This window comes from Pedobacter sp. 01N310, from assembly GCF_056399805.1.
Window position 1 is genome coordinate 297,861 of sequence record NZ_JBFTSB010000002.1, and the last position, 19,662, is coordinate 317,522.

The 19,662-nt window shown below is 40.5% G+C and carries 5 protein-coding genes; 4 read left to right on the top strand and 1 reads right to left on the bottom strand.

Translation table 11 applies throughout. The annotated features are described in order from the left end of the window. Window positions 1–28 precede the first annotated feature (28 nt). The 4 genes from AC1DNH_RS06845 (at window position 29) to AC1DNH_RS06860 (ending at window position 18,745) form a co-directional block, all read left to right on the top strand. Entirely contained in the window at window positions 29–12,685 is a 12,657-nt protein-coding gene (locus AC1DNH_RS06845; RefSeq protein WP_477625275.1) for an Ig-like domain-containing protein, read from the top strand. A 37-nt stretch (window positions 12,686–12,722) separates the two neighbouring features. Next, window positions 12,723–13,724, top strand: a complete 1,002-nt coding sequence (locus tag AC1DNH_RS06850; protein ID WP_057933132.1) for a PorP/SprF family type IX secretion system membrane protein — start codon at window positions 12,723–12,725, stop codon at window positions 13,722–13,724. Between the two features lie 8 nt (window positions 13,725–13,732). Next, window positions 13,733–15,733, top strand: coding sequence for an OmpA family protein (locus AC1DNH_RS06855; RefSeq protein ID WP_477579969.1), 2,001 nt, complete (start codon window positions 13,733–13,735; stop codon window positions 15,731–15,733). Between the two features lie 213 nt (window positions 15,734–15,946). Beyond that, the gene (locus tag AC1DNH_RS06860) at window positions 15,947–18,745 is read left to right on the top strand and encodes a lantibiotic dehydratase (protein ID WP_477625276.1); all 2,799 of its coding nucleotides are present in this window, start codon (window positions 15,947–15,949) and stop codon (window positions 18,743–18,745) included. On the opposite strand, the gene AC1DNH_RS06865 is transcribed toward AC1DNH_RS06860, so the two are convergent. Continuing rightward, window positions 18,742–19,605, bottom strand: a complete 864-nt coding sequence (locus AC1DNH_RS06865) for a sensor histidine kinase (protein ID WP_477579973.1) — start codon at window positions 19,603–19,605, stop codon at window positions 18,742–18,744. The genes AC1DNH_RS06860 and AC1DNH_RS06865 overlap by 4 nt on opposite strands. Window positions 19,606–19,662 lie beyond the last annotated feature (57 nt).

Genomic DNA, 19,662 nt, shown 5'->3' on the forward strand with positions numbered 1-19,662 from the left:
ATAGTAAGTCTCTAAAATAACGCCTGACATGATGAAAACTCATACTTACTCGTCCCGCATAGGGATAATTAGCAATACCTTAATTGCAATCATCATTCTATTAACGCTCTTCTCCACTAAATCGTATGCGCAAACTAAAATTTTTGCAAATACTGCCACCAAATCGGATCATGTTGATAATGCAACAAATGCAACATTAAACAACAATGATTTTGCTACAGTTAATTCGTACGGTGGAGCGCTACTAGGTATAGGCGCATTCAGTGGAGAACTGGAGCTAAGTTATCCGGCACCAGTTGCTGCAGGAGTTACATCCTATATCAGAATAGATTTTGACGGCGATATCCTGAACAGATTACTCGGCGGTAGTTTAGGTACTTTATTGGCTAATGTAGGTGGGACAGTTATTCTTGGAAACCATTCGTTCCAGGTAGGCGCCAGAAACGGAACTACAGCCGTACCGCCAACGGGTGGTAATAGTGTAGACGGATTTTCTTCAGATAATTTACGCTTAGTAAAAGATGCAAATGGTTATTTTTACATTGCAATAACCCCTACACAGACTTACAATAGGGTGTTTATAAAAGATGTAACCAATGCACTTTTGCTTGGAGCTAGTAACAGTACAAAGGTTTATTATTCATTTTATACTTCAGGTAATGATCCTTGTGCACAGGCATTTACTACAGGGTATGAAGGCACTGGTATTACACTTGATGCCTTGCAATTGGGTAGTTCGGGGGTAACCAATAGCGAAAGGGCTATTGATTCGGATCCAAATAATTTTTCTCAACTTAGTTTAGGTATACTTGGCGTCGGTTCATCCATTAGCCAAAATTTTTATTTTGCAACACCATCAAATCCAGGTGACGATATTAACCTGAGATTTGGTACTACCTCTGCGTTGCTAACAGCAGGAGTTTTACAGAACATTTCGATAACCGCATATAATGGTGGTACCCAGGTATACACCGGATCAGTTCCGACTACGTTAAATTTAGATTTATTAGGTCTATTAAATAGTGGACAGCCGGTATCGATTCCTTTTTCTCCAGGCGCAAATGTAGTATACGACAGGGTGAAGGTAACACTAGGTTCGGTAGTTACTTTAAACCTTACACAAACGCTTAATGTTTATGGTGTGATCCGCTCTGCGGGCAGGCCAACACCAGCAAGCACTGCAATTGCGGCATGTTATAATAGTACAGTGGCTTTAAATGCGACTACGCCAAATACCAACGAATTGCTATGGTATGAGGCTATAGAAGGTGGACTACCAGCAGGCACCGTTGCTTTTAATGGTACTTTTACTACACCTCCATTAACCGCTACTAAAACTTATTATGTTGCTGCCAGAAGATTAGGTTGTACTGCTGAATCGACAAGGATTCCTGTTGTAATTACAGTAAACCCACAAATTATTTTTAACGGATCAACATTAACTAACGCAACACCAGGCTTTGCTTATGCTAAACAATTAGATGCAGCTACTGGCGGTACAGCAGGTTATACTTATGCTTTAGCAGCAGGAAGTACATTGCCAGCTGGTTTAACTTTATCATCAACTGGTGCAATTACCGGAACACCAACCGTAGCCAATGCTTACACTTTTTCAGTTGTTGCAACTGACAGCAAAGGCTGTAAAGCAACTGCAACTTATAATTTAACAGTAACAGCTTCATTGGTACTTACTCCAGGCGCATTGCCTGATGGTTTAACAGGAACGGTTTATCCAACGCAGACTATTCCAGCTGCAACCGGTGGAACAGGGCCATATACCTATACTGCAACCGGTGTACCTCCAGGTTTAACTTTTAATCCAGCAACAAGAGAAATTACCGGAACACCAACTCAACCTGGAATATATACGATACCAGTTACAGTTGTTGATGCGAATGGTAATACCATTACTTCAAATTATACTGTAAAAATTACTGATCCATTGTTGTTACCTACAGCCACCTTAGCTGACGGCACAACTGGTACAGCTTATACTACGCAGATTATTCCAAGTGCAACTGGTGGAACAACACCTTACACGTATTCGGCAACAGGTCTTCCTCCTGGTTTAACTTTTAATCCATCAACTAGAGCCATTACCGGTACACCAACAACACCAGGAACTTATACTGTACCAGTTACGGTAACTGATGCTGATGGAAAAACGGCAACTACAAATTATAGCATTACTGTAAATAGTCCATTGACATTGCCAGCGGCAACCCTACCAGATGGAACAGAGGGTGTGGCTTATGCTACACAAGTTCTGCCGGCTGCAATAGGCGGCGTTGGACCATATACTTATGTAGCCACTGATCTTCCTGCAGGATTAACATTTAATCCAACAACAAGAGAAGTTACCGGTACACCAACTCAGGCAGGTAATTATGCAATAAATGTTACGGTTACCGATAGTCAAGGTAAAACAGCAAGCAACACTTATCCAATTAAAGTAATTGGAACATTAAACTTACCTACAAAAACTTTACCGAACGGAATTGTTGGTACTTCATACTTACCACAAACGTTACCTGCGGTAACTGGTGGTACTTCGCCATATACTTATGTAGCTACAAACCTTCCTCCGGGATTATCGTTCAACCCAACTACAAGAGAAATTACCGGAACGCCAACACAAGGTGGTACCTATAATGTTTCTTTAACCGCTACAGATGCTAACAATAATAAAGCAACTACCAGCTACGCAATAACCGTAACAGTAAATGCGCCGGTTGTCGCTTCTGCGACTGTATGTACCGGAAGTACTGCAACTTTAACCGTTAGCAACCTTCAGCCAGGTGTAACTTATAATTGGTATGCTTCTACTGGAAGTACACCACTGGTAACCGGTAACAACGGCACTTTTGTAACACCTGTTGTAAATTCGGCAACGGTGTTTTATGTTGAGGCCGTTTCTGGAACAGCAATCAGTTCGAGAACATCGGTTTCGGTTTCGGTTAACCCGCCTGCAACTTTGGCTACGGTGACCACCAATAACCAGGTAATCAACTCTGGCCAAACCACAACATTAACCGCAACCGCTGATGCTGGAAATACCATCGCCTGGTTTGACGCACCTTCGGCAGGAACACAGGTTGGAACCGGGACTTCGTTCACTACCCCAGCTTTAACTGCAACCAAAATTTATTACATCGAAACCACAAGTAGCAATGGCTGTAAAAGTGCAAGTCGCGTTCCAGTAACTGTAACCGTAATTAACGGCGGTGGTGCAACAGCTTGTAATGCAGCAAATAGTCAGAATACAGGTATTAATGGTATCTGTTTATTATGTGCTGTAAATGGCGCAGGTAACTCAACAGATGCCGATGCCAACAACTTCACCAGGATTTCTCTTGCTGTAGGTGTTGCAGCAACAGGCTACCAACAATTAATTTTCCCATCAACAGGTGTTGCTACTGATAGCATCCGTTTAGATTTAGCTTTACCAACTGGTTTAGCTGATGTTGGCCTTTTAAACAATGTAACCGTTACCATATTAAATGGTACTACGGTTGTAAGAACAGTACAATTAAACGGTGGATTATTAAACCTTCAACTTTTATCGGGTAACCGCTTTGCTGCAACTGTTTTAGCAGGTGGCGTATACGATAGGGTACAGGTAAGTTTTGGCGCATTAGTTTCGGCTTTAACCAGCTTAGATATTTATGGTGCAACCGTAGTTTACCCTAACCCAACATTTATTGCTGGTGCGCAATCTATCTGTTCAGGTAGCACTGCAACATTAAGTGCAACTGCAAATGGCGGTACTACTTTAGCCTGGTTCGATGCACCAACAGGTGGAAACCAAGTAGGCACGGGTGCAAACTTTACAACTCCGGCCTTAATTGCAACAACTACTTATTATGTTCAGGTAAGCAAAGGAACCTGTTCAAATGCAACAAGAGTTCCGGTGGTTATTACCGTTAACCCAGCAATTGTATTTGCAGGCACAACTTTAACCAATGCAACAATTGCATCTCCTTACAGTAAACAACTTCCGGTTGCTACCGGCGGTACACCTGGTTATACTTATACTTTAGCTGCAGGTAGTACTTTGCCTGCTGGTTTAACTTTATCGCCAAGTGGTGTGGTAAGTGGAACGCCAACAGCAGCAGGTAACCCAACATTCGATGTTGTAGCAACTGATACTAAAGGTTGTAGCACAACTTCAACCTTTACTTTAACCGTAACACCAGCATTGGCTTTGGCTCCGGGAGCATTGCCTAACGGTGTAACAAGTACAACCTATACTACAAACGGAATTCCAGCCGCAACAGGTGGAACCGGACCATATACTTATTCGGCAACAGGTGTTCCTCCGGGATTAACCTTTAATCCGGCAACAAGAGAAATTACAGGTACACCAACTCAAATTGGAACCTTTACCATTCCTGTTACAGTAACAGATGCTAATGGCAATACCATTACTGCTAACTATACAATTAAAGTAACTGATCCATTGGTTTTACCGGCAGCGACTTTAGCTAACGGAACAACAGGAACAGCTTATCCAACACAAACTATTCCATCTGCAACAGGCGGATCAACACCTTATACTTATGCGGCAACTGGTCTTCCTCCGGGATTAACTTTTGATCCGGCTACAAGAGCAATTTCAGGAACACCTACACAATCCGGAACTTTCACAGTACCGGTAACGGTAACCGATGCTGATGGAAAAACAGCAACCAATAACTATACAATCGTAGTGGTTGACCCTTTATTGTTACCAGCAGCAACTTTGCCTGATGGAACTGAGGGAACAGTTTATGCCACACAAACCTTGCCTTCGGCAACTGGTGGTGTTGGTCCATATACGTATGTTGCAACTAATCTTCCGGCCGGATTAACTTTTAATCCAGCAACAAGAGAAGTTTCGGGAACACCTACACAGGCTGGAAATTATTCGATCGGTGTAACTGCTACAGATAGTGAAGGCAGAACCGCAAGCAATACTTATGCACTTAAAGTAATAGGGGTATTATCATTACCAGGTGCAACTTTACCAAACGGCATTGTAGGCACACCTTACCCAACACAAACCTTACCAGCAGTAACAGGTGGAACAGCTCCGTATACTTATTTAGCAACAAACCTTCCTCCGGGATTAAGTTTTAATACTGCAACAAGAGAAATTACAGGAACACCTACTTTAGGAGGAACCTTTACGATTTCTTTAACCGCAACAGATGCAAACGGAAACAAAGCAACAACAGCTTATAGCTTAACCGTAACGGTTAATGCGCCAGTGGTTGCTGCAGCAACTGTTTGTTCTGGAAGCCCAGCTACATTAAGCGTAAGCAATTTGCAGGCTGGCGTAACCTATAACTGGTATGCCTCTACCGGAAGTACACCATTGGTTACTAATAATACAGGTGTTTTTGTAACACCAGCAGTAACCGCTCCAACAGTTTTTTATGTAGAGGCGGTATCTGGAACTGCAGTAAGTTCGAGAACTGCGGTTAATGTTTCAGTTAACCCACCAGCAACTGCTGCAACCGTAACTACGAATAACCAGGTAATTAATGCTGGCCAGTCTACTACATTGTTAGCAACGGCTGATGCAGGCAATACCATTCAATGGTACGATGCTGCAACAGGTGGAACACAGGTAGGAACAGGTACTTCATTTGTTACTCCGGTATTATCGGCAACTACAACTTATTATGTAGAAACTACAAATGCCAGTGGTTGTAAAAGTGCAACCCGCGTTCCGGTAACTGTTACCGTATTAAATAACGGTGGTGGTACTGCATGTAACGCTGCCAACTCACAAAACTCTGGTATAAACGGAATTTGTTTATTGTGTGGTATAACTGGCGCAGGAAATTCTACTGATGCAGATCCTTCTAACTTTACCAGAATATCTCTTGCAGTAGGTGTAGGTGGCTCAGGTTACCAACAATTAATTTTCCCTAACGTTGGAACAGCTACAGATAGTCTTCGTTTAGACTTAGCATTACCAACCGGTTTAGCTGATGTTGGTTTATTAAACAATGTAACTGTTACCGTATTAAATGGTACTACAGTTGTAAAAACAGTACAATTAAACGGCGGACTATTAAATCTCCAGTTGTTATCAGGTAACCGCTTCGCTGCAACTATATTAGCAGGTGGTGCTTACGATAGGGTACAGGTTAGCTTCGGCGCATTAGTTACAGCTTTAACCAGTTTAGATGTTTATGGTGCAACGGTAATTTATCCTAACCCAACGGTAACAGCGGGTGCACAAACCATTTGTGCCGGAAGTACAGCAACATTAACTGCAACTGCAAACGGTGGTACAACATTGGCCTGGTACGATGCAGCAACTGGTGGTACACAATTGGCCACTGGCGAAACATTTACTACACCAGTTTTAACTGCTACCACTACTTATTATATTCAGGTAAGCAAAGGTGGTTGTCCGAACACAGCAAGAGTTCCGGTAACTGTAACGGTTACACCTGCATTACCAACACCAGTATTGGCAACAATAGCTAATGTGTGTGAAGGATCATCAGCAACTTTATCGGTTGCCAATCCGGATGCTGCTGTAACTTATAAATGGTACGATGCCGCGGCAGGTGGAAACTTAGTATTCACTGGCGCGGTATTCCCAACACCGGCATTAACAGCGGCAACTACTTATTATGTAGAAGCATCTCAAGGAAACTGTACAAGCACTAACCGAGCTGCAGCAGCAGTATCAGTAAATCCTCGTCCGGCTTTACCAGTCGTAACTGCAAGTTCATCAACAGTTAGCGCAGGTCAGACTGCAATTTTAACAGCTAGTTCGGCAGATGCAACCAATACTTTCAACTGGTACACTTCAAACACTTCAACCACACCAGTTTATGTAGGCGCAACTTATGTTACACCACCGCTATTAGCCACTACAACTTATTACGTGGAATCGGTTTCTACAAATGGTTGTACATCAGCAAGCCGCGTTCAGGTTACCATTACAGTTGATGGTAATGGATCTCCAAATCCAGTTCCTTGCGAGGCGGCAACAACACAAGTTAACGGTGTTAACGGCGTAGCTTTATTATCCGGTGTATTTAACCCGGCATTGGCTATTGATAACGATACTCAAACCGCATCTTCATTGGTAATGCCAGTAGGAGCGCTTGGTGCTTCAGTTTATCAAAGAGTTGGTTTTGGATCATTATCTAAAGTGGGTGATACGGTACGCGTTTTAGTATCATCTCCAGGAAAACTATTATCACTTTCGTTATTAGGAAACGCTTCCGTTACTACTTATGTTGGAACCAATAGCAATGGTGATTCTAGATTGTTAAATGATAACTTAATCAATGTTCAGTTGTTAAGCGGTAATACCCAGGCCTTAATCACTTTTGTCCCAACGAATGTTTTCGACGGAGTAGAGGTTAGATTAAACTCAGGTTTATTAGGTGCTTTAACATCAATCAATTTAAATTACGCACAACGCGTTTTGGTTGCGCCTACCGTAACATCAGCGAATGTTACTGCTTGTGTTGGCCAAACTGCACAGCTTGAAGTAAGCAACCCATCAGCAAGTTTAACCTACAGATGGTACGATGCTACAGGTACATACTTAACCGGTAAAGACGGTATCATATTTACTACCCCAGTTTTAACAGGCGATACTAAATTCTACGTTGCAGCAGTTTCTGCAACTGGTTGTGTAAGCTATAAAACAGTAGTTAATGTAACTACAAACCCTGCACCGGTAACACCAGATCTACTTTCAGCATCTGTAAATACCTGTCCGAATACATCAGTTACTTTCCAGGTTAAAAACCCAATTGCAGGCACAACCTATAACTGGTACGATGCTGCAACAGGTGGAAACTTAGTATTTACAGGCGATAACTTTACAACACCTTTAATTACTGCAAATACGAGTTATTTTGTAGCAGCAGTTAATGGCTGTGGTGCTTCATCAACCAGAACAGAGGGCAAAATTATATTAGGAACCATTGATGTTCCGGTAATTACGCCACCATCAATTACCATCAGCGAAGGTTCGGTTGCCGTATTAAAAGCAACTTCGAGTACAGCAGGTGCAACTATTAACTGGTACACTACTGCAAATGGTGTAGTTCCAGTATTTACTGGCGAAACTTATGTAACACCGCAATTAAGTGCAACCACTACATATTATGTAGAAGCTACTATTCCTGGCGGCTGTACTGCAACAAGCAGGGCAACTGTAACCGTTACTGTAATTCCTAACGGTACACCTGTAACCACACCTTGTGGAGCAGCTACAACAACAGTTGCAAGTGGTGTAACAGGAGTGGCATTATTGGCTGGAGTTTTCAACCCTACTTTTGCGGTTGATAATGATATCAATACAGGATCTAGTTTGGTTATCCCAGTGGGATTACTTGGCGCATCTGTTTATCACCATGTTGGCTTTACAGGATTATCAAACGTAGGCGATACGTTAAGAGTGAAAATTACCACTCCGGGTGCATTACTTTCGGTAGGGGTGTTAAACAACTTAACGGTAACCACTTTCCAAGGTACAACCAGCAATAACGATGCGGTTTCTATATCTAACCCATTAATCAGCTTAAAACTATTAACCGGCGGAACATCAGCCATATTAACTTTCGTACCAACCAGTAAATTTGATGGAACAGAGTTAAGATTAAGTTCAGGCCTTTTAGGGGCATTAACATCTGTTAATTTAGATTATGCTCAAAGGGTAATCACTACGCCAACAGTTACCACAGCTACAGCAAGCGCTTGTCAAGGATCATCTGCAACCTTAGGTGTTCAGAACCCTCAAGCAGGTGTAGTGTACAAGTGGTACTTAGGCACAGCTTATCAGGCAGGAAAAGATGGAGCAACTTTCACAACAGATCCAACTTTAACTGCTGGAACTTACATTTATTTGGTAACAGCTACGGCTAACGGTTGTGAGACTGTAGGAACCAAAGTAACTGTAACTATTTTACCTCCGGCAGTAACACCGATCCCATCAACTACCAACCCGGCTACAACCTGTATTGGCTCACCTGCTACCTTAAGTGTACAGGCTGTTGCAGGTATTACTTATAACTGGTACGATGCTGCTACAGGCGGAAACATGCTTGTAACCAACAACAGTAGCTTTACCACGCCTGCATCGCTTGCAGTAGGATTACATGATTACTACGTGGAAGCCGTAAGTGGAGCAGGTTGTTCAAACTCAACACGTACTAAGGTGTCTATCACTGTTAATCCATCAGCAGTTGCTGCCGATTTAACAGTAACCGGAACAACATCATTATGTGCTTCTGGTACAGCGGTGCTTACTGCAGCCAGTACAACAGTAACCAGTCCGGTATTTACTTGGTACACTGATGCTGCTTTAACACAGGTTGCTTTTGTAGGTGCAGTATTTAATACACCAGCCATTACCGTAACTACCAAATACTATGTTACCGTTAGCGGAACAAATAAATGTGCAAACACAGCAGGTAATGCAAAAGAGGTTACGGTAACGGTAAATCCTGTTGCTACGGCTGCAGATATTAACTTAGCTGGAACAAGTACCATTTGCGGAAGCTCTTCAGTTACTTTAAATGCAACAAGTACAACCGTAACCAATCCGGTATTTACCTGGTACAGTGATGCGGCTTTAACTACTGTAGCGTTTACAGGAGCTAACTTTATTACTCCTGCACTTAATGCAACCACTACATATTATGTAACGGTTAAAGGCGATAATAAATGTGAGAATACATCAGCTACTGCAAAATCGATTACCATTACGGTTAATCCTGCGGCTACTGATTCAGACATTGCCATTAACGGAATTGCATCAATCTGTAAAGGATCTACAGCGGCACTGTCTGCTTCAACAACAACAGTAATTAACCCAGTATTTACCTGGTACAGCAATGCAGCTTTAACTACAGTGGCCCATGTAGGTGCCAGCTTTACTACACCTGCGCTTAATGCAACCACCACTTACTATGTAACTGTTAAAGGCGATAATAAATGTGAGAATTTGGCTGCAAATGCTAAGGTTGTTACCGTAACAGTTAAAGAGTTTGCAACTTCTGCAGATATTGCGGTAAGCAATGCTCAAATCTGTTCAGGTTCTACTGTAATGTTAATGGCTTCGAGTACTACGGTTACCCAACCGGTATTTACCTGGTATAGTGATGCATCATTAACAAGTGTTGTATTTACAGGTCCAACTTTCACAGTAACTGGTTTAACTGCCACTACTACTTATTATGTAACTGTTAAAGGTGCCAATAAATGTGAAAACAGTGCTGCAGATGCCAAAGCGGTAACAATAACCGTTAATCCTTTGGCAACTGCTACCGATATTATTCTTAGCGGAAGCACAGTGGCTTGCGCAGGATCATCGGCCGTATTAACTGCAACATCTCCAACAGTAACCAATCCAGTATTTACCTGGTATAGTGATGCGGCATTAACCAATGTAAGTTTCATTGGCGCAACATATACTACGCCGGCTTTAACCAGCACCACTACTTATTATGTAACTGTAAAAGGGGATAATAAATGTGAGAATGCACCTGGTACTGCCAGAGTAATTACCATAACTGTTAGTCCGGTTTCTACCGCTGCCGATATAACCGCTACTGATGCAACAATCTGCTCAGGTTCTGGTACAACCTTGGTAGCAAGTACAACAACCGTTACCAACCCAACATTTACCTGGTACAACGATGCTGCGTTAACTTCAGTAGCTTATGTAGGTACATCATTCGTTACCCCTGTATTAACGGCAACAACTAAATACTATGTTACGGTTAAGGGTGATAACAAATGTGAGAACTCAGGTATCACTGCAAAAGTGGTAACTGTAAATGTTAATCAGGGGGCAACAGCTGCTGATATCACATTATCAACCCCAGCTAGAATATGTGGATCTGGAACAGCAGTAATCAATGCAAGTTCAGCAACGGTTACCAGTCCGGTATTTACCTGGTACAATGATGCTTCATTAACAAGTGTTGCCTTTACCGGCCCAATATTTACCACTCCGGTATTAACTACTACTAAAACTTATTATGTAACTGTTAAGGGTGCCAATAGATGTGAAAATACAGCAGCAAATGCGAAAACAGTAACTGTTACGGTTAGTCCAAACGCATTGGCAACAGATATCACAGTAAATGGATCAACTTCAGTTTGTGCAAGTACAGCCGCAACGTTAGCCGCAACAAGCACAACAGTAACCAACCCAATATTTACCTGGTATAGTGATGCGACTTTAAATACCGTAGCATTTACTGGTCCAGTGTTTACTACACCAGTATTAACTGCAAGTACAACTTATTATGTAACGGTTAAAGGCGATAATAAATGCGAAAATACTGCAGCAACAGCAAGGGCAGTAGCCATTACCGTAAATGCATTACCAAACAACCCAGTAGTATCTGTTCCAAATGGAGGCATATGTGCAGGTGATGGAGCCACCCTATCAGTAACGAATGCACAGGCAGGTGTTACTTACGAATGGTACACTGCAGCGGTTGGTGGTAATTTGTTATTCACTGGCACAACATTCAATGTAACAGCCTTAGCTGCAACAACAGATTACTATATTTTAGCAATCGGAACAGGAGGTTGTAACAACAATGGTGGCCGTGTTAAAGTAACGGTTACTGTTAATGCAAAACCAACAGTGCCAACAGTAGCTTCAACATCGGTTAATGTTTGTACCGGAAGCCCAGCTGTATTAACGGTAACAAGTCCTCAAACAGGTGTAACATACAATTGGTACACTACAGCTGTAGGTGGAACATTGGCTGGAACAGGAGCAAACTTTACCACTCCTGCGGTTAATGCAAACATCACATACTATGTTGAAGGTGCAAATGGAACTTGTATCTCATCATCTAGAACTCCGGTAAATGTAATTGCGCTACCAGTACCAGTTGCACCAGCATCGGTAACAGCAGCAAATGGAACACTTTGCGCAGGAAGCTCAACCATATTAACGGTTAATAATGCTTTAGCAGGATTAGTTTACAGATGGTATGCTGCAAGCTCTGGCGGCCCTGTACTGGCAGAAGGTATAACCTTTACTACACCAAACTTAACTGCTACCACAATCTACTACGTAGAGGCAATAGCTGTGGGTGGTTGTGCTAGTCCAACAAGAACAGGCGTTACGGTTAATGTACTGCCGGTATTAGAAAAACCAGTAGTAGTGGTGCAAAGCACAACACCAAACAGTGTAACCTTTGCATGGGCTGCGGTTGCTGGCGCTACTGCTTACGAAGTTTCTCAAGATAATGGCTTAACATGGGTAAACCCAACAGGCGGATCAACCGGAACTACTTACTTAGTAGCAGGCTTGAAACCAGATCAAAGTGTAACCATTATTGTACGCGCCAGAGGCCAGATTGAGTGCCAAACCAGTGCTAATTCTACTCCGGTAACTGGTAAAGCAGCTAATCCATTTGGAGATCAGGTTTACATACCAAATGCATTTACACCAAATAACGACGGTAAGAACGATACCTTCTTAATCTATGGTAATACTATATCAAGTGCCAAAATGAGTATTTTCACACAATGGGGTCAATTGATATTCCAATCAGATAATGTAGCAAATGGATGGGATGGAACTTTCAAAGGAGTAAATCAACCGATCGGAGTTTATGTGTACATGGTTGACATTACGTTCACCAATGGAACAACATCATTAAGAAAAGGTACAGTAACGCTGATTAGATAAGAAGAGGATTAATAATAAACAGATAAAATCAAAGACCATGAAAATACTATCGGCTTTAAAAATATATGTTGCAGTGCTAGGATTACTGCTGTGTACAGCTAAGTCCTTTGCACAAACTGATCCGCATTTTTCACAATATTATGCAAACCCGTTATATCTTAACCCGGCCTTAACCGGGGTAATAGACGGCGATTACCGTGCAACTGTAAACTTTAAACAACAATGGAGTGCATTAAACAGTTCTTTCTTAACAGGCGGTGCATCGTTCGATATGGCGCCAAAAAAGAACTTTGCATTTGGTGCAACCATTTTAAACCAAAGGGCAGGTGAGTTAGATTTTAACTACCTGTCTGCCCTGGTATCAGGTTCGTACCGTTTAAGGTTTGGTGCCGAGGGTTTACAGATGGTGAGCTTTGGATTACAAGCTGGTGTAATTAACCGCAGTTTCGATTTCTCTCAGGCCAGGTTTGGTAACCAGTTTAATCCAATTTCAGGTTATGATGGTGGTATGATGAGCGGCGAAACACTTTCATCTCAATCTTCTTTGGTTCCTGATGTAAATGCAGGTATCATGTATTTTGATGGTAACCCCAACAAAAGTGTGAACGTTTTCTTAGGAGCAAGTGCGGCACACTTAACCCGTCCTATGGATCGTTTCTCTGGTTCAAATTCACGTATCCCTGTTCGTTTTACTGCACATGGCGGTGCGCGGATCAAGGCTTCAGAGTTATTGGATATTGTACCCAATGCATTGTTTATGTATCAGGGGAATACAAACGAGGTATCTTTAGGTGCTTATGCTCAGCTTAATGTTAATCCATCAGCAAACATTTTGTTTGGTGGTAACTACCGCAATAAAGATGCTGCAATTGCCTTTGTTGGCCTACAGTTAAAGAATATGGTTTTCGGCTTAAGTTACGATATTAATACCTCTACTTTCAACCGTGCTTCTAACAGTAACGGTGGTTTAGAGCTTTCGATATCCTTAATTGGCCGTAACGGTCTTATTGGTCCAAACTTCTTTTGTCCACGTTTATAATTAATCAAATGAAAAAAATATTACTCTTTTTGTTAGTGGCATTTGGCGGTTTTGCAAACGCACAGTATGTGGTGAATTATAAAAAGGTTGCAGATACTTATTTCGAAAATAAGGATTACTACGCAGCATCTACTTTTTATAAAAAAGCCTTAAAAATTACTGGAGATAGTACCCAGGCCATTTTACCGTACGGTATGGAAAGGAAATCAGCAACTGATGACAAAGTGATAGACGATTATGAAGGATCGATTTATAACCTTGCAGAATCTAGTAGGCTGTATAGGGAATTTAACGAGGCTGAAAAATATTATGCCATAGCGATCAACTTTACCAATACACGTTTTAGAAAGGCGCTATTTTATTATGCAGAAAGCTTAAGGGCAAATAAAAAATTTAACCTGGCTATCGATGCTTTTCAACAGTTCATCCAAAAAAATCCTGGTGATGCTTTAGCTAAAGACGCCCAAAAGGAAATCGAATCGTGTAAGTTTGCGATCGAAGAAATGCGTTTTCCGCGCATGGTGCAAGTTAAAAAAGTACCTGGCAATGTAAATGGTTTAGGCTCTAATTATGCTCCTGTTAAAATCAACAATGAGTTGTATTTTACTTCATCCCGCCCGGTTGCTGTAGGTAGTAAAAAAGACATCGTTAAAACAGGTGCTGGAGAAGTTCAGGTATCAACTAAAAGCAATCCGTTCCTTAATAATATTTATACAGCTAAGGGCGAATTAACTTCGGCTGATATTGCAGTAAGAAAAATCGATATCAGTATTCCTAAAAACATGGAAGTTGCTGCTGCTACTTTTACTCCTGATGGAAATACAGTATACTTTACAGCCTGGAAGGATAAAGAAAAATATGCCATTTATTCTTCTAAAAAAACTGGTGATAAATGGGCAGACCCACAACCGGTTGGCTTACAGGTAAACAGTAAAGATTTTAATTCAACTCAACCATTTGTAACCAGCGATGGTAAATTCCTGCTTTTCTCATCTGATAGAAGCGGCGGTTATGGTAAGTACGATCTTTGGTATTGCACCGTTCGCGAAGACGGATCTTTAGGTCAGGCCGTAAACTTTGGCTCAACCATTAATACAGAAGATGATGACCGTGCACCATACTACAACCCATTAACCAAAAAGTTATTGTTTAGTACCGATGGTAGAATAGGTTTTGGTGGTCTCGATTTCTTTGAGTCAGAAGGTGATCTTGTAGATTGGACCAAACCAAAAAATGCTGGTTATCCGTTTAACTCATCAAAAGATGATCTTTACTTCACTGCAACAGATGATAAAGGAACAAAAGGATATATCAGTTCTGATCGCGAGTCATCATGCTGTTTAGAGGTATTTGAAGTGAAAAAAGAATACTTCTCAATTGCAGGTATTTTAACTGACTGTAAAACTAAATTGCCATTAGCAGGGGCAAATGTAACGCTTACCAATGCAGAAGGTGCTCAGAAAATTACAACAGGCACTGATGGTGTATACAGATTTAAAGTAGATTCAAAAAGACCAATCAAGTTGCTTTTTGCGAAAGATAATTATTTCGCAATTACTAAAAACTATCCTTACGAAGAATTGGCTAAAGCAGATACCTTGATTTATAAAGATTACTGTTTAAGCCCTTTCAAATTAGGTATCCCAATGGCTTTGGATAATGTTTATTACGAATTTAACAGCGCCGAACTTACGGAGCCTTCTAAAAAAGTGTTAGACTTCCTGATCCCAATTATGGAAGATAATCCTGAAATGGAAATCGAGTTGGGTTCTCATACGGATAATATTGGAACCGATGAGTATAACTTAGATCTATCGAACAGAAGAGCAAAATCTTGTACAGACTATTTAGAAAGTAAAGGAATTGCCGCTGCTAGAATGACTTCTAAAGGTTATGGAGAATCAATGCCGATTGCACCAAACGAAATCGTAGTTAAACGCAAGAAAAAAGATAATCCCGAAGGAAGAGCAAAAAACAGAAGAACAGAATTTAAAGTAACCAAAAAATAAAACACAATTAACATCCCGGTAAGCCATCTTCCTAAAAAGAAGATGGCTTTTTAATTTATATTAAATTGGCTGGGGATTTGTAACCTAGACCTATGTGCCCCTGAATTTTTAATGCACTATTAACGGATTGTGCGTATGGAACTGCAAACTGCAAACTGTCAATTGATAACTTTCTAAATTAATCTTTGTAATTTTCGCCCACATTTAAATTCAATGAAGCTTAATATTCAACCAACCGTAATTTTTAGAACACCTAAATTTTCATATCAATCTGAACTGGTAGATTGTTGGGAGGAATTAAAAGCAGCAATTGCAATATCTTCTGCAACATTTTACGAAACTATAAAAGAAGTAAAGGCAAACGAACTAAAAGATCTTCCACCTAAAGTTTATTTTACCATATGGAAATATTTTAACCGTGCGAAATTCCGGTCGACCCCATATGGTACCTTTGCCGGTTTTAGCTTGTTAAGCGATGCCATTAAATCATCGGAAAGCAGAATAGTAGTTGAAAAAACCCAAAAGGTACGCGAATTGGTTGATTGGCCTTATAAGAATAATATTCAATTGCCATTGGCAGAAGTGCTGCGAAAGAACTGCCTCATATTTAGTAATAGCAGCTATTATTTAACGCCCAACAGTATCCGGTATATAGCTTGTACCGATGGTATTTTTGAACTTGCCGAGTTAGATCAAGACGATTTTGTAAAGCAAATATTGGCTGCTTGCTTAACACCGATTAGGCTTAACGATCTGGCAAAACAATTAAATTTAAATGATGCTGAAACCGAAAACCTGTTTGCTTTGCTGCAGGATATGCACGATTTACAGCTTGTTTTTACCAACTACGATCCCAATATTATAGGGGATGATTATTTTGAACGTGTAGGGCTCACTGCTACGGCTGAGTTGCCAAAATATCTTATCGCGCAGCGCACTGCTTTATCGGGTGGTATTAATGAACGTTTGCTTCAGGCTATTCCAGGTTTGATCAATATACTCCATGGTGTGATGCCCGCAAAAGATCGTGATGCCCTTAGCCAGTTTCAGATCAGGTTTAAAAAGAAATTTGAAGATCAGGAAGTACCATTATTACTGGCACTAGATCCAGAAATGGGTGTAGGCTACGATGAGCTGGAGCAAGCTGGTCAAAATAGCGAGTTTATCACACGCTTCAATACTAAGCCGCCGAAAAAAGCGGAGGCAGAAAATATTAAAACGGCATTAAAAACCTTCCTGACGGAACAAAACTTCGAAAAAGGTAAAACTGTTTATCTGAACAAACTTACCTTGATACCGAATCAGCAATTAGCAGCCTTACCTAATTCATTTAGCATGGTAATGTCTGTTCACGACGATTTGATTTTTATCGAACAGATAGGTGGAGCAACATCAAATGCATTAAGTGGAAGATTTACAATGGCAGCCGATGATGTAACACAATATGCTAAAGACATTGCGGGCGCCGAACAACAAGCAAACCCCGAGGTTTTATTTTTTGATGTGGCCTATATGGTTGAGGCGAATGTAGATAATGTAAACAGGCGAAAACTGATTTATGGGCATCAATTATCAATCTTAAATTTTGATACCTCAGCATCGCCACTTGCCTTAAATGATATACAGATTTCAATTCGGGGCACAGAGATCATCCTTCGCTCTAAGCGTTTAAATAAACGGCTCGTACCAAGAATGGCTTCTGCGTACAATTACATCCGCTCAGATCTTTCTGTATTTAGGTTACTGTGCGATTTGCAACATCAAGGCATACAAACAAATCTTTCCTTTCCACTTGATACTATTTTCCCTGATTTGGATTATTATCCAAGGTTACAATATCAAAATATAGTTTTAAGCAGTAATAAATGGAGGATTAAAAAAGAAGCCCTTTTAGGTGCCGATCAAAAGTGGCTATCTGTCGCCAACTGTAGGTCATACTTGAGTAATTTAGGTGTTAGCGAATATTTTAAAGCAGGTATATCCGATCAAACATTATGCTTTGCACTACAAAATGACGATGATATAAATGCTTTTCTGCAATACCTGCAAAAACATGGGAGTACTTACATAGAAGAAATGTTACTGCCTCAAAACAGTATCGTGGTTGATGAAGCAGCTAAACCTTATTTAGCCCAGTTTGTTTTAAGTATAGGCCATGGCGAACAGATTTATCGGGGTTTGGCTAAAACATCAGCAAATGCTGAAGTAACGCGATTTTTCCTGCCAGGTAAAGAATGGCTGTATTTCGAAATTTATTGCCACCAGCAACGCGGTGATCAGATTTTGACAGATGTAATTGCGCCTTTCATATTCACTCATACTGATCAGGTCAAATCGTGGTTTTTTATCCGTTACAATGAAAATGGAAACCACATCAGGTTTAGGATTCAGCTAAACAATCTAAGGGATGGGCAGCTGTTAACATCAAAACTTATGGATAATCTGGAATTGTTTTTAAATTCAGGTTTGGTATCTGATGTACAGATTAAGACCTATAAACGAGAGTTAGAGCGTTATGGCAGCAACATGATCGAAGATGTTGAGCAGCATTTTGCTGTAGATAGTGAATTTGTATTATCGCTTTTAGAAACTCAGACTGATGATTTCAACAAATATAAATTGTGTAGCCTTTTGATTTCAAAGATTATTGGATCTAACATTATAGATAAGTTGGCCATCAATAAAATCGTGAGAATAATGTCTGATACCTTTAATGAGGAACATCGATTAGATGCTGCCGATTTTAAACAATTAAACAATCACTACCAGGAGTTTCGTAAAACTGAATGGAGGGCGTTAACAACAGCGCAAGAGCAGGAGTTCGATAAGTTTTCAGATTCGTTCATCAAAATTCTTAAACAATGTGCTCCCGAAAATGCACTAAAGCTATTAACTGATTTAATGCATATGCACGTAAATAGACTTTTCAGCAAAGATCAGCGGACACATGAAATGGTTATGTATTATTTTCTGCTAAAAGATATCCAGCGTCAAAATGCAATGAAAGCTTAACGGTTTAACTTGGCCAAGGGGTTAACAACAGCTACATTTATTTCAGTAATATATCGGTTAAGCGGGTCTTTGTAATACCTGAATACATAATCATTGCCATAAAAATTACTCAGGCGCTTGCTAATATTGTCAATCCCTACATGATGGCTTTCTGTCTGTTTGCCCTTATTATCATTAATCATGTTTATAGTACTGATATTAAGGTTGTCATTTTGGTAAGCAATTTTAATAAGGGCCTGTTGAGTAGAGTGTGAAACATTTCCATGCTTAAATATGTTTTCTACCAAAGTTAATAAGATAAGCGGTGGAAATCTTAACCCGAACATATCGCCCGTTACCTCAAGTTCCAGATTAATTGTGTTAGCCGTTCGAAGTTTATGCAGATTGATCAGGTGTTCAATTTGCTCAATTTCTTCACTTAGCGGAACCATTTCTGATGCTTCAGGACGTTTTAGGGCATAACGCATCATTTCGGCCAGATTCATAATTGCATCTGCCGCCATAGGTGCCTTTTTGCGGGCGTCGTTATAAATAAAGTTTAAAGTATTAAATAGAAAGTGTGGATTGATCTGACTCCGCAGATAATTATTCTGCGATTGCACAAGGTCGTTCTCTAATGCCTGTTTCTCTATCTGGGTAACCAGGTTTTGGCGTTCTAATGCTTCTACTTTCTTCTGATCCTGAAATGATTTGATAATGTAAACATAGCCAGTAGCAAAACCTATAAATAATAATGCCCTGTATATACCTGATAATATAAAACTACGACCAATAAAGTCCCAATTTTCACTTTCTATTATCCCAATTTTTCCAAATAACATTACAAGTACATAACTTACAATAACATAAGCTGTTAACATGAATAATATTAGTAACGAAATTTTTAAGAACCTGAAGGCTTCATTCTTGTTATTTAA